The sequence below is a fragment of the Solitalea canadensis DSM 3403 genome (assembly GCF_000242635.2).
GTDB lineage: Bacteria > Bacteroidota > Bacteroidia > Sphingobacteriales > Sphingobacteriaceae > Solitalea > Solitalea canadensis.
The window spans coordinates 4,717,338-4,739,542 of sequence record NC_017770.1 but is presented as its reverse complement, the minus strand read 5'-3'; the positions used below and the strand labels follow the sequence as shown (position 1 = coordinate 4,739,542).

Below are 22,205 nucleotides of genomic sequence, written 5' to 3'. Positions count from 1 at the left end.
ACTTACTGCCAAAGTGTCATTTATCGGGTTTATTGCTTATTTTTGCGCTCTGATTTTATTTTAGGCGATAGAACCAAATAAATGATGCAATTATGCTGATTACTATTTCGTTATTAAACAGCAGTTGTATTTATCGTCGGTAAACTCATATTAATTTTTATAGCAAGATATGTTTAATCCTGGGATTACAGTTAAAGAGCATGATGAAACACGCCAAGGTGAGGCGTTAGTATTGGATAGTAAATCCGGAAAAAATAACGGCCGAAAACTTTATATAGAAAGCTATGGTTGCCAGATGAATTTTTCTGATTCAGAAATCGTAGCGTCCATAATGATGGATATGGGTTTTACTACCACCGGCACTTACCAGGAGGCTGATGTTATCTTTATTAATACCTGCTCTATCCGCGAAAATGCGGAACAGCGTGTACGTAACCGCCTGAAAGATTTTGCAGTAGCAAAACTTCGTAAACCGGATATGATGGTTGGTGTTTTGGGCTGTATGGCAGAACGTTTAAAAGCCAAATTTTTAGAAGAAGAAAAATTGGTAGATATTGTTGTTGGCCCTGATGCTTACCGAGATCTTCCAAATCTTATTAACAGTGCTGATGAAGGAAACAAGGCTGTTAACGTACTCCTTTCTCGTGAAGAAACTTACGCAGATATTAATCCGGTGCGTTTAACAAGCAACGGAATTTCCGCATTTGTTTCAATCATGCGTGGATGTGATAATATGTGTTCATTCTGTGTGGTGCCCTTTACCCGTGGACGAGAACGAAGCAGGGACGCTCATTCAATTGTGCAGGAGGTAACTGAGCTTTATAATAATGGTTATAAAGAGGTAACACTTTTGGGGCAGAATGTCGATTCTTATAAGTGGAGCAGTGAGGATGGAACTGAAAAAGTTAATTTTGCTCAGCTGCTGGAACGTGTCGCTTTGGTTAGTCCCGACGTACGTATCAGATTCTCAACTTCGCACCCGAAAGATATTACCGATGAAGTGCTTTATACCATGGATAAATACGATAATATCTGCAAATACATTCATTTACCGGTACAATCGGGTAACAGCCGAATCCTTGATTTGATGAACCGTACATACGACCGTGAGTGGTACATGGAGCGCGTAAATGCCATTCGCCGTATTTTGCCTGATTGCGCAATTTCAACAGATATTATTGCCGGTTTCTGTTCAGAAACTGAAGAAGAACATCAGGATACGTTAAGCATTATGGATTTTGCTATCTATGACTATGCTTACATGTTTATGTATTCAGAGCGTCCGGGAACTCCTGCAGCTAAAAAACTAACGGATGATATCCCCGAAAATATTAAAAATCGTCGCTTAAATGAGATTATTAGCAAGCAACGGGATCATTCAAAGGTTCGTCTTGACCAACAGGTGGGTAAAGTTCAGAAAGTTCTAATAGAAGGTTTTTCTAAAAAATCTGATAAAGATTATTGTGGACGTAATGACCAGAATGCAATGGTTATCTTCCCAGTTTCTGACAACATTAAGCCTGGCGATTATGTAAACGTTTTTGTTGATCGTTGTACAACGGCGACTTTAATCGGTACAGTAGTTTAGATTTTTATTCTGCAAAGACCTTAAGTCGCCAAGATTCATCCTTGCGACTTAATGTCTTTTTGGTTTTTACATAACACTAAATTTCTCTCATTTGGACGTTCAGGAAATTAAACAACGATTTGGAATAATTGGTAATTCCCCACTTTTGAACAGAGCAATCGATATTGCCCGTCAGGTGGCACCTACCGATATTTCTGTTCTTGTAACTGGTGAAAGCGGTTCGGGTAAAGAGGCGTTTTCGCACGTATTACACAATTTAAGTCATCGTAAACACGGTCCGTTTATAGCAGTAAACTGTGGTGCAATTCCAGAAGGCACAGTTGATTCAGAGCTTTTTGGTCACGTAAAAGGTTCTTTTACCAATGCTGTTGACGACCGAAAAGGTTACTTCGAGGTAGTTAACGGCGGTACTATCTTTTTAGATGAGGTTGCCGAACTTCCTTTGGGAACCCAAGCTCGTTTATTACGTATTTTGGAGACTGGTGAATACCTCCGGGTAGGATCATCAAAAGTTCAGAAAACAGATGTACGTATTGTTGCGGCAACAAATGTTGATGTGTTTGAGGCCGTACAAAAAGGTAAATTCCGTGAAGATCTTTATTATCGTTTAAATACGGTTCCTTTACGTATTCCTTCATTACGCGAGCGTAAAGAGGATATTTATCTCCTCTTTAGGAAATTTGTTTCGGATTTCAGCGAGAAATACCGTAGTCCTTCGATTCAGCTTACAGAAGATGCACGACAAGTGCTGGAGGCGTATCCATGGCCCGGTAACGTGCGCCAGTTACGTAACCTTGCAGAACAAATTGCTGTATTAGAGAAAAATCGTGAAGTTGATGCCCTCACATTGCGTCATTATTTGCCTGTTGAGCAATCCACTACATTGCCAATGATTCGTAAAGATGATCAGCAGACAAATGATTTCTCTGAACGCGATATACTGTACAAGGTATTGTTTGATATGAAAAAAGATATTTCTGACCTTAAAAAGTTAGTGGTCGAAATCATTCAACACCCCGAATCAATGGGGCATGTTATTCAATCGAATGCTCAGTTGGTTACCAAATTATACCAGGATGTTCAGCCATTAGATAATGATATCGTACAACCTGCTATAAATCTTCAGCCGGTAACTGTAAGTCCAACTCCTCAGCCACAATATCACCCGATCAATTTTGCTGAAGAAGTGGAAGAAAGTTTATCCTTAAATGATCAGGAAGCTGATCTGATTAAAAAAGCGCTGAAAAAACACAAAGGCAAACGCAAATATGCAGCCTCAGAGTTAGGAATTTCTGAACGGACGCTGTATCGTAAAATTAAAGAGTTAAATTTATAGGTTATTTAAGCGCGTTCCTACAAGCAGGCAACATAATCATACAATGAAGAAATTGATCTACATAGCAGGCTTTTTACTGCTAAACATAATAGATACAGGATGTTATTCTTTTACCGGAGCTTCAATTCCTCCGACTGTAAAAACATTTTCTGTGCAGTTTTTTGAGAATCGAGCTCCTTTGGTTGACCCAACATTAAGTCAGAAATTTACAGAAGGATTAAAAGACCGGATTTCACGTCAATCGCCGTTGGGCATTACAAGAGGTTTTGGTGATGTAAATTTTGAAGGCACAATTACTGGTTACCGCGTTGAACCCGTATCATTTACTTCTGCCGGCAACGATGACAGAGGTGAAGCTGAGCAAAACCGTTTAACTATAACCGTGCAGGTTAAATGTACCAACACAAAAGACGAAAAATTAAGTTTTGAACAATCATTCTCGCAGTTTAAGAACTTTCCTAAGGGAAACAACTTTGCTTCAGTACAGCAACAATTAAATGGCGAGATTATTGATCTTTTAACAACAGATATTTATAACAGAGCTTTCTCAAACTGGTAAAATTTGAACGCAGAAGATTTTAACACTTCACTTATCCAGTCATCAAAACTGGAACATATTTCAGAAGCAACCTTAAAAAAGGAACTGCAAAAGTATCCTTATTGTGCTTCTTTACACTTTATGCTGGCTAAACTCTCAAAGCATCAACACAGCCATGATCATTTGATCATCAGAGATATGGCTGCAGCCTATGCCACAACTAGAGAAGCTTTATATTGTTATCTAAACCCGCCACAGATTGTACTGTATTCTGAACCAAAAACGAATTTTGCTGCACCTATAAGCAATAACCAGGTTTCTGCTTTCACTCCTTTTGAAGAAGTTACCATACAAAATGAGTTAACAGAGGTTGAGGAAATACCAGTTGATCCATTTGCAAAAAATGAAACAATAGCAAATGAGGCTCCTATTTCAGCGGAACAATTCGTTGAAGAGTCTTTTACAGAGCCTGCAAAACCATTGAGTATAGCTGATCAGATTCTTGCTGAAAGAGAAAGCAGAATCTCACAGACTAAACAAGAGGAAGTAATACAGGAATCGATAACACCTGAACCTATATACATTCCTGATGATTACTTTGAAGTTGAAGACGAAATTCCAGCTGAATTTATTTCAGCAAAGAATACCCAGTATAGTGATTCAGAAGCACTAAAACATGATGAGGAGGTTAGTGCTCAAGAGGAGGAATACGAAACTCCTCCCGAATTTCATCGATGGAAAGATAGCCTGGAAACCCCTGTACCATTAAAGCTGCAAGCAGATGATGTTGTGGCAAAAGAAATGGAGAAGGAAAATGTATCTGAAACTATTGAAGAAGTTAAAGAATCAAAACAACCAACTTTCCAGGTGTTTGAACCTCTTCCTGCAATTATCAAAGGTGATAATAACATTGCGTTAAGCATTGATGATAAGTTACCTCATACATTTACTTTCTGGTTACGCCGTATTCGCGGTATGCAACAGGAAGTAAATAATGCTGCAGATAGTATTAAGCTGGATACAACCAAGCCCATAAAGCGTGTGGTTACTTCAGATATCGGAAAGGAGTTTCTGGAGAATGCTTTACACGTATCCAACCTTAATGATCTTGAACAAAAGGTTGTTATTGAGTTCGACTTATCAAAAAAGGAAGATCAGATCATTGAGAAATTCATCCGTGAAGAGCCAATGATAAGGGCTGTACAGATCAATGAGATTTCATTTGAGGATAAATCGGAAAAAAGTACATCCGATAATATGGGCATTGTAAGTGAAACAATGGCAAAAATTTATGTCGATCAGCATTTATTTGACAAAGCCATTTCAGTTTATGAAAAATTGAGTTTGAAATATCCCGAAAAAAATACTTACTTTGCGGCTCAAATTGAGAAACTTAGGCAAAATGGCTAAGGTTTTTCAGACAGCAATTAAACAAAACGAATTATAATTTATAAAAAGATGTATACGGCATTAGTGATTTTAGCAATTTTTGTAGCCATTTTATTGGTATTGATCGTATTGGTTCAAAATCCAAAAGGAGGAGGTTTAAGCTCATCTTTTGGTGGTGGTAATCAAATGATGGGTGTTCAGAAAACTTCAGATGTTCTTGAGAAAGCAACCTGGACGCTTGCTATTGGTTTATTAGTGGTAAGTCTTTCTACCAACTTTTTCATTAACCGTAGCGGTGGTGAAGCTGGTGAGTCAGCAATTCAAAAACAAATGAACAACACCACTATGCCTGCTCAAAGTCCGGCAAAACTTCCTGCTGCAAACAATGCTGCACCTGCTGCAACTCCATCAGCAGACACAAGCAAAAAATAATACATTGCATTAAAAATATTAAAGCAGTTTAGGCCGAGCCTAGACTGCTTTTTTTGTATACAGATTATTATGGCAGCTCCTTCTGATAAAAGGAGTTTTTTTTATGCTTAAAATCTTGTAGGTTAGATATGATTTTTTTTCATTTAGCATGCTAAAAAACAACGCTAAGCTCATTTTTTATACGCTCACTCTAATAGGTCTACTCTTTATAGTCAATTTTGCGGTTACTTATTTTTCAAAGCCAGATACTGAGCTAAGAATGGTGGCGGGCCGTACTAGCAGTATATTTTCTGAAAAGTCTGCCTTTATTGACAATTTTTACTTCAATATTATCAAAAGAAGTAACCTCGGCAACTCAAACATTAATACAACAGAAATACTCAACCGTTTAAACGAACAAGGTGTAAACTTATTACAATTTAAGAAGAACCGATTAGTTTTTTGGAGCTCCAACCAGATCATTGTTAATGATCCTTCCACAATAAAAACAGGAAATTCATTCATGAAGCTTTCCAATGGATGGTACTTTGTGGATAAAAAAAAGGATGGAGACCTGATAAGCTTGTTCTTTATCTTGGTAAAGAATGAATACTCCTTTCAAAACAATTACCTGGAGAATACCTTCTCTCCGGAGTTGGAAATTCCCAACTACTTTAAACTGGCAGATATTGATGAAAGTGGCATAGTTTACGTAACCGATGGAGGAGACATGGTGCTGTTCGGTTTAAAGATCGATTCTATACTGAAAGATCAGGATATTTCAATTGCTAAGATCATCATCGAGAGGGTCTGTAAAATAAACTGTGTCAACCATTATTATTGTTATTGTTGAGGAGTTGGAATGTGGTAAACTCTTTTCGAGTTTTCCATATTTCAACACCTTTGTTTGTTAGTTCAAATCTAACTTCATTCTTCCATCAAACCAAATGGCCAGGTGAGAGGCGGTTTGGGCCCAGTTGGTCAGCGGCATGGTCCATTTCTGGCTGATGTTGCCATGGGCCAGATAAATCAATTTGATCAGGGCCGTGTCCGAGGTGAAGGCGCCTTTGGTTTTGGTCACTTTGCGTACCTGCCGATGAAAGCCTTCAATGGTATTGGTCGTATAGATCAAACGTCGGATAGCCACATCGTATTTGAAATACGTACTAAGCTTTTCCCAGTTATGGCGCCAGGACTGCAAGACCACCGGATACTTCCTGCCCCATTTCTCCTCCAGTTCCTCCAGCCGTAATTCGGCCAGATCTTTGTTTACAGCCTGGTAAACAGGCTTCAGGTCTTTCATGAACTCTTTTTGATCTTTAGAGGCCACGTATTTCAGACTGTTGCGGATTTGATGAACGATGCAGGTTTGTACTTCTGTTTCGGTAAAAACAGCGTTAATGGCTTCTGCAAAGCCTTTTAAGTTATCAATGCAGGCGATCAGGATGTCGCTGACTCCACGGTTCTTTAAATCGGTCAGTACGCCCAGCCAGAAATTGGCGCCTTCACTTTGCGAGACGTACATGCCCAATAGCTCTTTTTTACCATAACGATTGATGCCCAGAATGTTGTAAACAGCCCGCGATACCACCCGGTTATCTTCTTTCACCTTATAATGCATGGCATCCAGCCAAACGATAGTGTACAGTTCTTCCAAAGGACGGCTTTGCCATTCTTTTATCTGCGGGAGGATCTTGTCGGTAATGGCGCTCAGGGTGGCGTGGGAGATGTCCGTGTCATACATATCCTTGATGTGTTTGGAGATGTCCCGGAAGCTCATCCCCAGGCCGTACATCCCCAGTATCTTGGACTCTAGGCTTTCGGCCAGGATGGTTTCCCGTTTTCGGATCAGTTCGGGTTCAAAGGTGCCGGTTCGGTCGCGGGGAGTCTCGATGGTCAGCGTTCCATCGGACGTTTTGAGTTGCTTTTGGCCTTTGCCATTCTTCCGATTGCCCGAGTTGCGTTCCTCCTCATCCAAATGGCCCTCTAACTCTGCTTGCAAGGCGGCTTCTAAAAAATGTTTCAGCAATGGTGCGAATGCCCCTTCTTTGCCGTACAGAGACTTACCTGAGCGAAACTGCTCCAAGGCTTTCTTCTTAATAAACTCTAAATCAAATTCTGGTGTTTCCATAAAAAACTGTGTTAAAGGTCTTAATTCTTTCTAACCTTTGACACAGTTTATTTTCCACCCTCCATCGAGAGTTTAATTATCATAATTATCTTCTTATTACTGTTAACCATCTCCAATCATTTTTTTGACCAGAATAGAAAATGGCTCTCCATCATCTTTGCAGTTATTATTCCGATTGGTTTGCGTTTTTTAATGCTCGAATTCAGCATTCCAGGAGAATTTTACCGAACTAAACTATTCGGACCAACCATCTATGCTTCCGCCTACCCAAATAATTCACTAGGCGATCTTTTGCTGAACAGTTTGCTAGCATTTGGAATCACCTGGTATTTCACCAGAAAACTTCAACCGACTGACCTTTCTTATGGCAAAAAGCCGATTGCTTATGCTGTTACTGCGTTTGGACTTTTTGCGGTTTATAAGCTCTGCGTTTTACAGTATTCAATATTTGAAGGGTTGATCATCAACTCGAGGATTGAGTTTGACTTGTCTAAAGTGCTAGACCTTACGAGCTACAGTATAGTTGGGTTAGCAATCGTGGGATTGATCATTTATACATTCTTCCTTATTTGTTTTCTTATCGTTCGTTTTTTTGTTCAGTTTAATTTTACTGAGAAGGAAAAACTCAGCATTTTCTTAATAGCTCTTGGGATAATTACCATTTATCTTATAATCCGACAAAGTTTTACTGTTTATTATTTATTGATAGCGCTCTTTATCATCATACTTGAGCGAAGCATTCGTTCGGGAAAACCTGTACTCGACTTTCCGGAACGTACACTTGTATTACTTATCTTCTCAACAATAGTTGCCTCTAGTCTTAACAATTTTCTCGCTGAAAAGGAAAAGGAAAACCGTAAGCTACTTGCCTTAAAACTAGAAGACCCTAATGATCCGATTGCTGAGTTTTTATTTACCGATATACGCAAAAAAATAAAGACAGATCCGGTTGTTGTAAATTACTTTCTTTCAGACAATAAAAACAGGCTCCTATTAAATGAACGCCTTCAAAAAATCTATTTTGGCGGATATTTTTCAAGGTATGAAGTAAATACGTTTCCACTTATTGACACAGTACGTTTACAAAAAGACAATGAGGCAAGTGGTATAAAATTATTAATAAAAGATAGTGGAATAGATTCAGCTCAACTTTTCAGATCATCCGACACACTATTTCAGCCCAAAGGGATCCCTGGTATTCAACGCTATATTGCTGTGGTGTCAGTAAATGGAATTAAAAACGCCAAGCTCTTTTTTGATATTCATTCTAAACTTGCGGAACATGGAAGCAGGTTTCCTCAATTACTCCTTGAAGGCAATATAAACGTTAACAAGGAGCTGGAAAACTACTCCTATGCATTATATAACAATGGGAAACTCTTAACAAATAAAGGTACTTATTCATACAGGGTTAACAACGCTGAATTTAAGACTAACTTTAAATCTGAGGATAGTTATTTTTTCAATCTAAAAGGCTATAATCACTTAATTTACAAAGCAGGGAAAAACACAGAAATCGTTGTCAGCCGAAAGAACAATAACTTCTTTACAGATTTGGCTATATTCTCTTATGTATTAGGATTTGCCATCATCTATGCATCACTCATTTTCTTTTTCCGGGGCGTTTTTAATTTCACTGTCACTAATTATGATCAACTTTCAACCTTAAATCCTAAGCAGTTTCTTACTTCTCTAAACCTGCTTTTTAAAACACGGATTCAATTATCAATGATTATAGCTGTAATGGCCTCAATTGTTGTTATTGGATGGGTAACACTTTCAAATGTTAGGGCTCAATACAAGGATCAACAGACGCGTTTAATTATTGAACGGATAAATCTGGCTAATGTGAACTTTAACGCTCAACTGATTCAAAATGACACCTTGGTAATTAATGATGAGTTCCCAATGAAATTCGCGTCGTTTGCAGAAGTAAGTTCCTCCGACGTTAATCTATACGGTCCTGATGGACACCTGATTCGTTCAACACAACCAAAGTTATTCGACAGGGGACTTGTTTCCGAATACATCAACCCCAAACCTTTTTATGACATTGATGAAAACGGTTTCACAGAATACATTACAGAAGAAGAACAATTGGGCAAATTAAATTACATATCAGCGTATGCCCCAATTCTTAATTCGCGTAATAAGATATTAGGGTATATCAACATCCCTTATTTTGAGAATGAACAAGATTACAAAACGAAAATCTCATCGTTTTTGAGTTCCATTATCAATGTCTATTCCTTTGTATTCCTGGCCATTGGTATTATAGCTTTTGTGTTTGCCAATTCTATTACAGCCCCTCTAGCCATGCTGTTGCAGAATTTTAAAACTACCCAAATAGGTAAGAATACACCTATTGAATGGGAGAGTAATGATGAAATAGGGGCGATGGTGCAGGAATATAACAATATGATTTCTGCGTTGGAGTTAAGCGCCCATAAACTGGCTATGTCTGAACGGGAGAACGCCTGGAAGGAAATGGCCAAGCAAATAGCACATGAGATCAAAAACCCTCTTACACCCTTGCGCTTGGGCATTCAGCACCTAGAGCGTTCCTGGAGGGATAAGGATCCGAACTTTGATCAAAAATTTGAAAAATTTAGTAAAAGCTTTATCCAGCAAATCGACAGTCTTTCGTTCATTGCTTCAGAGTTTTCAAGCTTTGCAAAGATGCCCGAAACACGAAATGAAGTGTTTGATGTTAAAGAAATATTGGAACAAACGGTTAATATATTCAAGGAAACCGATAGTGCCGATGTAACGTTCCGATCTTGGAATTACACTAATACAAATGTATATGCCGATAAAGATCAGTTGTTACGCTCATTTAACAATCTGGTAAAAAATGCACTCCAAGCAATGCCTACAAATGAAAAAGGCATAATTATGATCGACTTAACCGGTTCTGAAAATGAAGTTTCTATTACGATCTCTGATACAGGAAGTGGTATTGCTGATGAAATGAGAGAAAAGGTATTTACGCCAAACTTTACTACCAAGAGTTCAGGAATGGGTATCGGACTTGCTTTTGTTAAAAACTCGATTGAAAATGCAGGTGGAATGATACGCTTCAATTCAGTATCAGGAGTAGGCACAACATTCTACATTAACCTTCCGGTTGTTAAGAATGGACATATTTAAATAGAAAAGGTATAAAAAAAATAAGCGAGCTAAATAGCTCGCTTATTTTTTTTATACCAGGTTTAGTTAACTTTATTTTAAGGTGAAGGTTGATGAACCTAATTTTGAACCTTCAGTATATAAGTTTACAGTGTAAGTACCTGCTCCCCATCCTTCGCTATTCAAATACTCAATAGCATAGTTTGGATTATTTTTAGCATATACCATTGTGGTTGAAGTAGTGTATTGAACTTTTTCACCACCGATTACTAAATCTTTAGGAGTTTCGCTTGCAGCACCGGTAGAAAGTACCTTTCCACTTGGGTCAACAATTTGCATGAATACCATATAAGGGCCTTCAGCTGCTAAATCATTCGGAGCTACCGCAAACTCAGAAACTAACTTATCAACGTTTTTAGCTTTTACGTTATCAACAAAACGTCCGCTGCTTTTGCGTTTGAAAGTTTTAGAATTTACAGAAGAAGCTTTCAACATTGAAGCCAAAGTAACTTTATTACTTAACTCAGTGTTTTGAGAAGTTAAGTCCGTATTTTTCTTATTGGACTCCTCAACAGTAGTTTTAAGCGTGGTATTCTCTGCCGTTAACTGCTCTTTTTCCTGCTTTAAAGTTTCGATCTCAGCAACATATTGATTGATAGTCTCTCTCAATGCGCTGATTTCTTTCTTAGTTTTAGATAACTGAGCTGCTGATAACTTACCGTTACGTAAAGCCACCTCAAGTTCATCGATCTTAGCAGTAAGTTCTTTTTCTTTTGCCTCTAAGTCAGTTGTTAAAGTCTGATTAGAAGACTTAACTGTATTAAGTTCTGTCTTAAGTTTTTCAAGCTCTAACTGAAGTGATAATTTTTCATCAGTGATAGTAATTAATTTCGCCTCTTTCTCATTCTTATTCAAAAACAAATAGGCATTTGCTCCAAGTAAAAGAACGATAATGCCGGCAAGAATGTAAATCCAATTTTTAGATTTTGATTCGTCAGTAGTCATTGTATTTTCCATTATAAATTAGTTTTAGTGGTTCCCTCTTTAATAAGCTAACTGTTTATCTTTTTTTAGTATTAATTATCAAAATAAAACTCGTAATGTTTGCATACTTTTGCGACTCAACAATAAATGCACTTTTTTAAAGTTTAAATTGAGCTTACAGAGGTGTTACAAGTTTAATGCCATTGCATTTTAAGCATTTATACTGTTGTTTACTAACAAGGTTTCAATAAATTGGGCAATGTTTTCCACGCAGTGTGTAGAGCCGGAAAACATGACTTACCCGATTGAACGTAGGAGATAATAATGAAGAAAATACTAATACCTGTCCTAATAGCGGTTTTAACATTTTGTAATTTTAAACAAGCTTTTTCACAAACTAATTATCCAATAAAAAGAGAACTTCGTGGCGTTTGGGTAGCCACAGTTGCCAATATTGACTGGCCAAGTACTAGCAATTTATCGGCAACGGAACAACAGGATGAGTTCAAATACCTGTTGGATCATCATAAAAGAACGGGGATAAATGCAATCTTCGGACAAGTAAGGCCTGCTGCTGACGCTTTTTATGCTAAAAGTAGAGAGCCTTGGTCATCATGGTTAACGGGTCAGCAAGGTCGTGCTCCATACCCTGCATACGATCCACTGGAGTTCATGGTTAATGAATGTCACAAACGAGGGATGGAGCTCCATGCATGGTTTAACCCATATCGGGCAACTCACAAAAGTGCCAAGAGTGTAGCCTATAATCATATCACCAAACAAAAACCAGAGTGGTTTTTCAATTACGGCGGTCAGTTATTGTTTAATCCAGGTATCCCTGAAGTCCGTCAGTACATTGCTTCTGTTATCATGGACGTAGTGAGAAACTATGATGTGGATGGAATTCATTTTGACGACTACTTTTATCCTTATCCAGAGGCGGGACAATACATAGCGGATTGGAACACTTTTAAAAAATACCCTAACGGATTCTCTACTATTGAAGACTGGCGCAGAAATAACGTGGATTTGCTGATAGCAATGGTACATGATAGTATTGCAGCCGTAAAACCATACGTTAAATTTGGAATCAGTCCGTTTGGAATTTGGAAAAACTCAACTCAGGACCCGGATGGCTCTGATACCCGGGGAGGAGCATCTTATTACAACCAGTTTGCAGACTCACGCAAGTGGCTTGAAGAAGGCTGGATAGATTATATGGTTCCACAAGTTTACTTCAACATAGGGCATCCTAGGGCTGATTTTGAAACCATTAGTGAATGGTGGGCAGCAAACGCTTTTGGCAGGCATATCTATATCGGAATTGGCGCCTATAGAATTGGAAGCGATCCTGCTTGGAGAAGGCCAATGCATATGTCTGATCAGATAAAATTTACAAGAGAGTATGAAGATATCTATGGACAGGTGTACTTTAGTTCAAAATCACTGATTCGAAATCCAATGGGTTTTACCGATACATTGCGAAAAAATTATTACCGTTATCCGGCATTACTTCCAACAATGCCTTGGATAGATAGCATACCGCCGCATGCCCCTCAGCACCTTGCGGCAGAACAAACGAATCCAGGCGTCGTTAAATTAACCTGGGAAACTCCTGAAAAAGCGATCGATGGTGACACTGCAAGGGGTTATGTGATCTATAGAATAACGCAAGGGGAACCATTTGATGCAAATGATCCTCGTAAAATCATTGGAATTGTTTACGATCAAACAACGTTCATTGATACAGAGCCTAAAACCAAGCAAAATTATATTTATATCGTCACGAGCTTAGACCGTATGCAAAATGAAAGTACAGACTACTGTGTTATATCCTTGCCGGTCAATTAAGCAGATTACCGATAATATTTTCTTTTTCGAATTCTGAAATAAGTTTTTGCTCGAGTGGATTACGCTTTATGATCGGGTTATTAAACCAAAATACCGGATCATAAGGCGTTTTTTTTATGCTTTCATAATCATGTGCTTCAGGATTCATGTCATGAAACCTCAATGTCGGATCAATTTCATAAACATATAGAAAACCTTCGGAGACAAGATTTATCTTACGCTTCTTGTAAATTGTAAATAAGGAAACTTTAGTTTTCAGATAATCCAGTACAACAAAATCATCTATCTTTTTAAACCTTACTTCGTAGTCAAAACGGGTGTTTTTTATCGTTTCCATATATTCACGCTCCCAACCGCTCGGCTCAATCAATCTATTGTCTTTGTCGATATATGTCCCGACTACTTTTAAAATATCATAACTATCTTCATCAATATAAATCTTCCCATAAGTACTATCATGCTTGTTTTTAGCGGAATGGAATCCTAATTCTGATATTTTTTGTCCACTCACAGGATCATTGTATTGATTGAGCAGTTCATAGATCACCCTTTCATTTCGTGTATTAACAACAGGCTGAGTGATTTCCAATCCATAGGTGGCATCAGAATATACTTTCAGGAAACGGGTCAGTGTCGACTGGTTATATACGTAAACTCTATTACCAGTATCTACGTCCTTTATTCCATAACGAGCTTGGGTGAGTTCCCAACCTCTAATTCCGTTATTGTTTGTGCAGATATTATAGAATGATTCAAGAACTTCCGTGCAAACAGAATCGTTATTATTGAATTGACGATAAAATGCTCGTCCGGTTAGCTGATTCCGTCGCGTCTTAAGCGCCTTCTCACGTGCCTTATCAACTAACTTGGAAATAACATCGGTGTAGTGTACTTGTACTTCTTTTAACCGGATTACTGTTGGAACTAATGAAATACTTAGAAATGAAGTATCTGGAATAGGGATGATTTTACTTTCAAAACCCAGGCACGAAACTTTAATTACAGTGGGTAAGCTATCTATATGAAGTTCAAAATGACCGTTATCATTACTCAAAGTTCCCTTGCTTTGGTCATACAGTTCAACGCTAGCGTAAGGCACCACGGATTTATCTTTTGAATTAAAAGTAAATCCATAGATGACCACCTGGCATTTGCCTATATTAATTAAAAAAAGAAACGCAAAAAAAAGAGCGAATAAACGTTTCATGGCTAAAAAGAATGTAAGAAAATTTAGCCATTATTATTGAGAAAATAAAATTAAAGCGGCTGATAATTAAACAACTATCAGCCGCTTCAATTTTGAGGAATATAACTATTAAACCTTGATGATGATCTTCTTTTTATACATGTACATCATCAATGCCATAAAACATAACACCCATACAATTGCATACACTAATGATGCATTTAGAGGAGAAAAGAATGGAACAATGCAGGTATTATAAAAATAAGATTGAAGATTTATCAATTTTCCTGCGGCATCTTTTAATTTGATCAGGCTTAGTGTTTTTACCAAAATCCCTGACAAGAAAAATGCGGTAATAGCATTAACCCCGAAAGCTACAAATGGAGTGGTATAACGTTTATAACCTTGCACATCAATAAGCCAGTATAATACAGCAAAGAAAGCGGAGCCTAATCCGGCTGTGTATAATACAAAAGAGCTTGTCCAAAGTGATTTGTTGATTGGAAAGAATAGATCCCAGACTAATCCGGCAGCAATACCAAAAGCGGCGAATACAAACAACCAAGTTATTTTTAGCGCATTATCCATTGGCTTTTTCATCCAGGTACCACACAGTGTTCCCAACAGGCCTGTAGCAACAGCAGGGATCGTGCCTAATAACCCTTCAGGATCCCAAGTTTTTGACTGTTTCCATAAATGGTCGGTAGTAAGAATTAATCGATCTATCCAGGCTCCCAAATTGGTTTCAGGCTCAAGGTTAGCATAACCAACTCCCGGAACCGGAACAAAGGTCATTAGCAGGTAATAAATCACTAATAAACTTCCCGCAGTCCATGCAATCGTTTTAGGTTTAGCTTTTATGAAGATGATTCCGGCAATAAAAAATACAATGCCAATACGTTGCAACACGCCCATAATTCTAACGCCCGAAAATCTCATCACAATTTGATCCCAAACGTCAACTTCTCCAAACTTGTCAAAATAAACAATCGGAAAGAGGGCAAGTATTAGTCCTAAGCCGAAAAGCTTTAGGCTTCTGATGGTAATGCTTTTGATAGCTGCACTGTGCTCTTCGGGTCTGCTTTTCTTACCGGATAAGGCATAAGCAATTGAAATACCTACAATAAATAAAAAAAATGGAAAAATAAGATCGGTAGGCGTACAACCATTCCATTTTGCATGTTCTAACGGCGCGTAAATGTTTGACCAACTTCCTGGATTATTTACTAGTATCATGGCAGCCACAGTGGCACCTCTGAATACATCCAAAGAAAGCAGTCTGGGTTTTGGTTCTGAAGCGGATGCTTGCATTGTCTTTGAAATTATAATTATAAATTTTTATCAATAATAACCAATTGGTTAATAATAAAACAATTAATTAACATTAAAAATGCCCTCGTTATAACAACGAGGGCATTGGAATATAAATCTTGTTTACATAAACTCTTAATAATGCCATCTTACAAAGGCTTCCATCGCTGCATAATCAGCTAAACCTAACTGATTATATAATTGAGCGGTGGCGCTGTTACGCTCTTCTGCGCGTTGCCAGAACTCACGGGCATCTTGTCCCTGGAACACAACACCATCTTTTTGTGATTGGTGCTTCCAGATTCCGAAACGCTTGATAAGCACTTGTTCAGGACTCATCGGAACAGCCATTTCGATTTCATGAATATCCCACTCAGCCCAAGCTCCGCGATATAACCATAACCAACAATCTTTAATCCACTCTGCATTCGCAGGATCTGCTTTTAAACGTCTTAATGCTTCAAAAATAACATCCAAACAAACTTTGTGTGTACCATGCGGATCAGCTAAGTCGCCGGCAGCAAAAATCTGTTGTGGTTTAATAGACTTGATTAAGTCCATGGTGATATTAATATCAGCATCGGTAGGAGGGTTTTTCTGAACAGCACCGGTTTCATAGAAAGGTAAATTCATGAAGTGAGCATTTTCTTCAGGAATTCCCACAAAACGACAAGTCGCTTTTGCCTCACCTACACGCATCATTCCTTTGATCTGACGTAGTTCTTGCGGATCGATTTGTGCTGTTTTTTTGGCTTTTAAATAAGATGAAATATCGCTGTAAATTTTACCGGCATTTGTATTATCAAAGCCAAATTTGTTGTTAAAGTTTACCACAAATTCCGCAAATCGAAGTGCTTCATCATCTGCTACGGCAATGTTTCCTGATGTTTGGTAACCCACATGTACATCGTGTCCCTGATCGTGCAAACGTTGGAAGGTTCCTCCCATTGAGATGATATCATCATCAGGGTGTGGAGAGAAAATAATTACACGCTTTCTTGCAGGCTCAGCACGTTCAGGACGTGTAGTGTCATCCGCTTTGGGTTTTCCACCTGGCCAACCGGTAATAGTATGTTGTAATTGATTAAATACATCAATATTTAGATCGTGTCCTTTACCGTATTTCGATAAAAGATCACCCATACCATTATCGTTATAATCTTTATCAGTTAGTTTTAAAATAGATTTGCCTAAGGTTAATGCTAAGTGACAAACTGCTTTTTTAGTCATTGCATTGTCCCATTCAACACTGTCGACCAACCAAGGAGTTTTAATTTTAGTTAACTCGCTTGAACAAGCCTCATCAATTACAAATGTAGTATTAGAATGTAATTGCAGGTAAGAAGCAGGAACCTGATCAGTAATCGGGCCTTCAACTGCACTGGCAACAATTTGCGATTTTCCTTCACCCCAACCCATCAATACAATACGACGAGCTTTCATAATGGTTGAAATACCTGTTGTAATTGCTTTGCGCGGCACATTTCTTAAACCCTGAAATTCACCTGCAGCTGCAGCACGCGTAACATGGTCAAGAGTGATTAAGCGAGTTCTTGAGTTTTCAAGTGATCCGGGCTCATTAAAACCAATGTGACCGTTTCCTCCAATACCTAATAACTGGAAATCGAGGCCGCCTAAATCTTCAATTTTTTGTTCATAATCACCACAGAATGCTGCGATCTGATCCTGAGCAAGCGTACCATTAGGGATATTATAGTTTCCTTTCGGGATATCTACATGATTAAACAACTGCTCTTCCATAAAGCGTACATAGCTATGAACAGAGTCAGGTTGCATTGGGTAATACTCATCCAGGTTAAATGAGTAAACATTTGAAAAGCTTAAGCCTTCTTCTTTATGTAAACGAATTAATTCTTTGTAAACTTTGATTGGGGTAGAGCCTGTAGCAAGCCCTAATACAACACTTCTACCTTCTTGCTGACGCTGACGGATCAAGTCGGCAATCTCTTTGGCAACGGCTGCTGAAGCAATCTGCGAATTGTTGAAAATCTTGGTAGGAATCCGCTCAAATCGTGCTCTTCCCTGATTTGCTGAACTATAAGTCATATTTGAATATTCGTTAAATAAATTGGCCAAAGTGTAGATTTTTGGCAAGCTATTATTGCTTTTTTTACCGGATTCAAAAATAGGCTTTTATTTTCTATAAAGAGAAATTTAAAAACAACTTATTAAAAAAAATTTAAAAGTGTAAAAAGTACACTAATACAAAAGCTCATTTTATTACTCCGGACAATCCACATATCAAGTAATTTTGTTTGATGACTTGAAGGAAAATCGTGTTTTAATACTCTATTCAACGTTTTCCTTATAATAGCACATCAAATCAATTGTAGTATCTCTGAAACTAATATTGACTGATTAATATCATCCTAGCGTTTTAATTTAAACAAACTGAAATATATTTTTAATCATGGAACCTCCAATAATTTGTAATTACATTTACCTTTTCACTCAGCAATGTAAGCAATGCATAGTCAAATCGAAAAACTATACAAGATCGCTAATAAAAAGGAACGCCTGATCATTGGCTTAATGTCCGGAACATCATTAGATGGATTAGATGTAGCTCTGTGCAGAATCACCAATTCGGGGCCTGAAACAGAGGTCAAGATTCTGAAATTTGAAACAGAGCCGTTTAATGACAGCTTAAAAGCTGAGGTACGAAAGATATTTGCTAAAGAACAGATCAACTTTCAGGATTTATGTTTATTAAACCCATGGATTGCTTTGCAGCACGGGCATTTGATAAATGAATGTTTAAAAAAATGGCAGATAACACCTGATTCTATTGACCTGATTGCCAGTCATGGACAAACTGTTCTCCATGCCCCAAAAAGATTACATCAACAAAGCAACTTTGGTAACAGTACGTTACAAATTGGCGATGGGGATCATCTGGCAGTAAAAACAGGAATTATAACTGTAAGTGATTTTCGGCAAAAACATATTGCATCAGGAGGGGAAGGAGCCCCCCTGGCAGTATATGGGGATTACCTGATTTTTTCAAAACGGGGAGAGGAACGCATTATGTTGAATATTGGTGGCATTGCTAATTTCACTTATCTGTCAGCTGATTTGGATCCCGACAAGGTGTTTTCAACGGATGTGGGTCCAGGCAATACATTGATTGATGTGTTTGTCAGGAAGTTTTACCCTCAGTATACGTATGATAAAGATGGAGAAATTGCACGTTCCGGAAAGGTTAATATTGAATTACTGAAAGAGCTGAAAAGTCATTCTTTCTTTGTTGAAGATTTCCCAAAATCAACAGGACCAGAACTGTTTAGCGTTGCTTACGTTGAAAAAGCTTTACAAGAAAGCAAAAATCAACACATAAACCCTGAAGACTTACTAAGCACCTTAACACAACTTTCGGCCGACTCGATCATTACCTCTATTAAGAGTTGTTTTGAAGAAGAAAAGCCCTTACATGTTTATTCAAGTGGTGGTGGCATTCATAATAAGGAATTAATGAGGAGAATTCAAGTTGAACTGCCAAACTGTATTTTTCATTCAACTGAAGAATTGGGAATTACTCCGGATGCAAAAGAAGCTGTTTTATTTGCAGTATTAGCAAATGAACTGGTAGCAGGAAAAGAAGATTCATTATTTGGCAATCCTGCCAGAGAAATACCGAAAGTTACCATGGGAAAAATATCATTCCCTGATAAATAAGAAGGGGTCGAGCAGATGCTCAACCCCTTTCATATTATCCTTTAGGGTTCAAGATTTCTTTGATACGCTGTGACAAGTCTTCTAAATGAGCCTTGTTTGTTGCAGTATATTTAGGCATCGCTGCTAATATCTGACGCTGAATAGTCTTCAATTCAGTTTTAGCAATCGGGCGAATATCAGTCAATGTTTGATCAGGACGACGCATGTTTGGAGGTAAAGCATCCTGATTGGCTGGAGGTGTTAGCAATGCAGCAAATCGCTCAATGTATGCTCGTTGCAAGTTACGGCGGTAAGTATCAATGTTCTTACCAGTAGCTAATTCTGACCATACTCCTTTTCTAACATCACTCAAGAACTCAGCTGAGCTATAAGCTGTAGCCGGATTGGTTGTTTCAAACTCAATAATTCTACTTAATTTATCTACACCAAGCATATTATTCAAAACGTTAGTTTGGAACGAACGAATACGATCTACCACACCCGACTGGTCGAATTTGCGAAGAATATTCTGATCAATTAACCAGGTTGGAGTTGTTAAGGCTTGTTCATTCAAAAATGCTATTGCTTTCTTCTGCATCTCTTTGGATACTGGAACATATACATCTCCCTTTTCATCGTAAGATTTAGGTGTTTCGTATACTCCACCAATGTTTTTAGCCACATGACCCATGTAACGACTCCATTGATTAGTTAATTCAGCATACATATCTTTTAGATCACCATAATCCTTGCCTTCTTCATAGGTCCATTTGGTTAGATTAGGTAATACTCTTTTCAAGTTTTTGATCCCATAAGCACTCGCTTTTACCGCATCGTTTCCTAAATCCTCATTTTGTGAGCGAGGATCAGCCGGATTCATCTCTGTTCCAAAGAAATACATAGGATCGCCTGAATGCTTAACGATCATTTTATTGAGGATAGCTTCTTCGTCTTTTGGAGACTTAACATCCGGAAGTACACGATAACCCCAATCAATTGCATAACGATCGTAAACACCAATTGCCGGATATAAATAAACATCTTTATCTTCAGGTTGAGCTACATAGTTAAAACGAGCATAATCCATAATTGATGGAGCTGTACCCATCTTCTTGGTAAATGACGCTGAACGCAATGAGTCAACAGGGTAAGCGAAGCTTGAACCGAAATTATGACGTAAACCTAAGGTATGGCCAACCTCATGAGAAGAAACGAAGCGGATTAATTGTCCCATTACTTCATCTTTAAACTTCATGGTACGTGCTTCAGGGTTAACTGCTGCTGTTTGGATGAAGAACCAGTTACGAACCAATTTCATAACGTTGTGGTACCATCCGATATGACTTTCAATAATCTCTCCTGAACGCGGATCGGCAACGTGCGGTCCATAAGCATTAGGAATATCAGAAGCGAAATAACGAATAACTGAATAACGAGCATCCTCAGTACTAAATTCCGGGTCTTGCTCCGGAGTTGGTGCTTCTTTACAAACAATTGCATTTTTAAAGCCTGCTTCTTCAAACGCTTTGTTCCAATCGTTCACACCTGCGATTAAATAGGGACGCCATTTAGCAGGCGTAGCCGGATCTAAGTAATAAACGATCTGTTTCTTTGGCTCCACTAACTCACCGCGTTTATAAGCCTCCATATCTTTAGGCTCCAATCTCCAGCGACGAACGTAGGTTGTTTTTCCTGCCTGTTGTTCCTCAGAACTGTAATCTACCTGGCTTTGTGCAAAATACCCTACACGATTGTCGAAGTAACGTGGCATCATTGGTTGCTGAGGCAATAATAACATGGAGTTATTAACTTCTACCGTTGCAACACCTCCGGTTTCCATCGGATTTGAAGCAGTGATACGATAGGTAAATACGTTTTTAACTTCGATATTAATCGGATAACTTTTTATACTGCTAATGTATGAACGGCTATCATCAGCACCAGAGATACGGTATTTTTTACGTAAGTTTTCAGGGAATGAGAACGAAGAATTATCTTTTGCAAACAGGTCAGTAATATCAATTACTACCCCAGCAGAATCTTTCGCTAATGCCTTGACATCAAAGCTCGAAATGATAGGCTGAACGTTTGAGTTTTGTACCGATTGATACATATCTGAGTTCTTATCAACCACTACATCGTAAGAAATCTCTCTCAGAAATACTTTCTTTTTATCATACTTCTCAAAACGGAGAACTTTTGAATCAAGGATTTCCCCTCCGTAGCCAAGACCGTTAGCCGTTTTAACTGTACGGGTTACTAATAACAGATCACGATTCATTAATGAATCAGGAATCTCATAAAAATAACGATCATCAACTTTATGAACCGTAAAAAGACCTTTGTCTGATACCGCTTTTGCTGTAATAACTTCTGAATATGGGCGGATTCCTTGCTTCTGCTGCCCACCTTGTCCTGGCATAGGCGAAGGAGCACCTGCAGGCATACCTTGCGGAGCTTTTTTTTGCTGAGCCTGTGCAGGTGCAATAAAAGTACCTGCAAGCAATAGCATTCCAGCCAGCTTTAACTTCTGTGATTGAATAAACATTTTCTAATTTTTCTTTTGTTAAGGTTGAAGCAAAACTACACCTTCAGCTGAATTAATTTGTGAAAAGGCTAAGAACAACAGAGTTTTTACAATTACCCTGCTGCAAAAAGGGGGAAGATTCGAGGAGA

Annotated in this window: 15 protein-coding genes; 9 read left to right on the top strand and 6 right to left on the bottom strand. The window is 38.3% G+C overall.

Translation table 11 applies throughout. The features are described 5' to 3' along the window. The first annotated feature begins 169 nt into the window (after nt 1-169). From miaB to SOLCA_RS19925, 6 genes are all read left to right on the top strand, one after another. Nucleotides 170-1,588: a tRNA (N6-isopentenyl adenosine(37)-C2)-methylthiotransferase MiaB gene (gene miaB, locus SOLCA_RS19950; protein ID WP_014682284.1), complete on the top strand. Its 1,419-nt coding sequence runs from the start codon at nt 170-172 to the stop codon at nt 1,586-1,588. 91 nt (nt 1,589-1,679) lie between these two features. After that, entirely contained in the window at nt 1,680-2,924 is a 1,245-nt protein-coding gene (locus SOLCA_RS19945; RefSeq protein WP_014682283.1) for a sigma-54-dependent Fis family transcriptional regulator, read from the top strand. A gap of 43 nt (nt 2,925-2,967) precedes the next feature. After that, nucleotides 2,968-3,483 carry an LptE family protein gene (locus SOLCA_RS19940; RefSeq protein ID WP_014682282.1) on the top strand — a complete coding sequence of 172 codons (516 nt, stop codon included), beginning with the start codon at nt 2,968-2,970 and terminating at the stop codon, nt 3,481-3,483. Nucleotides 3,484-3,486: 3 nt separating this feature from the next. After that, on the top strand, nt 3,487-4,872 hold the full coding sequence (locus tag SOLCA_RS19935) for a hypothetical protein (RefSeq protein ID WP_014682281.1): 1,386 nt from the start codon (nt 3,487-3,489) through the stop codon (nt 4,870-4,872). 48 nt (nt 4,873-4,920) lie between these two features. Continuing rightward, nucleotides 4,921-5,283, top strand: coding sequence for a preprotein translocase subunit SecG (gene secG / locus SOLCA_RS19930; protein WP_014682280.1), 363 nt, complete (start codon nt 4,921-4,923; stop codon nt 5,281-5,283). A gap of 148 nt (nt 5,284-5,431) precedes the next feature. Further along, nucleotides 5,432-6,115 carry a hypothetical protein gene (locus tag SOLCA_RS19925; protein ID WP_014682279.1) on the top strand — a complete coding sequence of 228 codons (684 nt, stop codon included), beginning with the start codon at nt 5,432-5,434 and terminating at the stop codon, nt 6,113-6,115. A 57-nt stretch (nt 6,116-6,172) separates the two neighbouring features. Here SOLCA_RS19925 and SOLCA_RS19920 read toward each other — a convergent pair whose 3' ends face one another. Continuing rightward, a complete protein-coding gene (locus SOLCA_RS19920) occupies nt 6,173-7,393 on the bottom strand; it encodes an IS256 family transposase (protein ID WP_014681035.1) in 1,221 nt (406 codons plus the stop codon). A gap of 192 nt (nt 7,394-7,585) precedes the next feature. Between SOLCA_RS19920 and SOLCA_RS19915 the strand changes: the two genes are divergently transcribed. Then, a complete protein-coding gene (locus SOLCA_RS19915) occupies nt 7,586-10,543 on the top strand; it encodes a sensor histidine kinase (protein WP_014682278.1) in 2,958 nt (985 codons plus the stop codon). A 72-nt stretch (nt 10,544-10,615) separates the two neighbouring features. Here the strand turns inward: SOLCA_RS19915 and SOLCA_RS19910 are convergent, their stop codons facing one another. Further along, the gene (locus tag SOLCA_RS19910) at nt 10,616-11,539 is read right to left on the bottom strand and encodes a hypothetical protein (RefSeq protein WP_014682277.1); all 924 of its coding nucleotides are present in this window, start codon (nt 11,537-11,539) and stop codon (nt 10,616-10,618) included. Nucleotides 11,540-11,830: 291 nt separating this feature from the next. On the opposite strand from SOLCA_RS19910, the gene SOLCA_RS19905 reads away from it, so the two are divergent. Further along, complete coding sequence (locus SOLCA_RS19905; RefSeq protein WP_014682276.1) at nt 11,831-13,357, top strand: glycoside hydrolase family 10 protein; 1,527 nt, start codon at nt 11,831-11,833, stop codon at nt 13,355-13,357. Here the strand turns inward: SOLCA_RS19905 and SOLCA_RS19900 are convergent. The 3 genes from SOLCA_RS19900 to nagB all read right to left on the bottom strand — a co-directional run bounded on the left by SOLCA_RS19900 (nt 13,350) and on the right by nagB (nt 17,921). Further along, nucleotides 13,350-14,564: a carboxypeptidase-like regulatory domain-containing protein gene (locus SOLCA_RS19900; protein WP_014682275.1), complete on the bottom strand. Its 1,215-nt coding sequence runs from the start codon at nt 14,562-14,564 to the stop codon at nt 13,350-13,352. The two genes, SOLCA_RS19905 and SOLCA_RS19900, sit on opposite strands and share 8 nt — an antisense overlap. Nucleotides 14,565-14,672: 108 nt before the next feature. Then, nucleotides 14,673-15,854, bottom strand: coding sequence for an acyltransferase family protein (locus tag SOLCA_RS19895; protein WP_014682274.1), 1,182 nt, complete (start codon nt 15,852-15,854; stop codon nt 14,673-14,675). 135 nt (nt 15,855-15,989) lie between these two features. Beyond that, nucleotides 15,990-17,921 (bottom strand): glucosamine-6-phosphate deaminase, encoded by a 1,932-nt coding sequence (gene nagB / locus SOLCA_RS19890; protein WP_014682273.1) that lies wholly within the window; start codon nt 17,919-17,921, stop codon nt 15,990-15,992. 420 nt (nt 17,922-18,341) lie between these two features. Here nagB and SOLCA_RS19885 point away from each other — a divergent pair, with 420 nt between their 5' ends. Continuing rightward, nucleotides 18,342-19,550 (top strand): anhydro-N-acetylmuramic acid kinase, encoded by a 1,209-nt coding sequence (locus tag SOLCA_RS19885; RefSeq protein ID WP_014682272.1) that lies wholly within the window; start codon nt 18,342-18,344, stop codon nt 19,548-19,550. 34 nt (nt 19,551-19,584) lie between these two features. On the opposite strand, the gene SOLCA_RS19880 is transcribed toward SOLCA_RS19885, so the two are convergent. Continuing rightward, the gene (locus SOLCA_RS19880; RefSeq protein ID WP_157604612.1) at nt 19,585-22,077 is read right to left on the bottom strand and encodes a zinc-dependent metalloprotease; all 2,493 of its coding nucleotides are present in this window, start codon (nt 22,075-22,077) and stop codon (nt 19,585-19,587) included. Between the last annotated feature and the right edge of the window lie 128 nt (nt 22,078-22,205).

Excerpts from the sequence above, each read along its gene's own strand:
- miaB (WP_014682284.1), top strand. The coding sequence starts at position 170 with ATGTTTAATCCTGGGATTACAGTTAAAGAGCATGATGAAACACGCCAA.
- SOLCA_RS19940 (WP_014682282.1), top strand. The coding sequence starts at position 2,968 with ATGAAGAAATTGATCTACATAGCAGGCTTTTTACTGCTAAACATAATA.
- secG (WP_014682280.1), top strand. The coding sequence starts at position 4,921 with ATGTATACGGCATTAGTGATTTTAGCAATTTTTGTAGCCATTTTATTG.
- SOLCA_RS19925 (WP_014682279.1), top strand. The coding sequence starts at position 5,432 with ATGCTAAAAAACAACGCTAAGCTCATTTTTTATACGCTCACTCTAATA.
- SOLCA_RS19920 (WP_014681035.1), bottom strand. The coding sequence starts at position 7,393 with ATGGAAACACCAGAATTTGATTTAGAGTTTATTAAGAAGAAAGCCTTG.
- SOLCA_RS19915 (WP_014682278.1), top strand. The coding sequence starts at position 7,586 with ATGCTCGAATTCAGCATTCCAGGAGAATTTTACCGAACTAAACTATTC.
- SOLCA_RS19910 (WP_014682277.1), bottom strand. The coding sequence starts at position 11,539 with ATGGAAAATACAATGACTACTGACGAATCAAAATCTAAAAATTGGATT.
- SOLCA_RS19905 (WP_014682276.1), top strand. The coding sequence starts at position 11,831 with ATGAAGAAAATACTAATACCTGTCCTAATAGCGGTTTTAACATTTTGT.
- SOLCA_RS19900 (WP_014682275.1), bottom strand. The coding sequence starts at position 14,564 with ATGAAACGTTTATTCGCTCTTTTTTTTGCGTTTCTTTTTTTAATTAAT.
- SOLCA_RS19895 (WP_014682274.1), bottom strand. The coding sequence starts at position 15,854 with ATGCAAGCATCCGCTTCAGAACCAAAACCCAGACTGCTTTCTTTGGAT.
- nagB (WP_014682273.1), bottom strand. The coding sequence starts at position 17,921 with ATGACTTATAGTTCAGCAAATCAGGGAAGAGCACGATTTGAGCGGATT.
- SOLCA_RS19885 (WP_014682272.1), top strand. The coding sequence starts at position 18,342 with ATGCATAGTCAAATCGAAAAACTATACAAGATCGCTAATAAAAAGGAA.
- SOLCA_RS19880 (WP_157604612.1), bottom strand. The coding sequence starts at position 22,077 with ATGTTTATTCAATCACAGAAGTTAAAGCTGGCTGGAATGCTATTGCTT.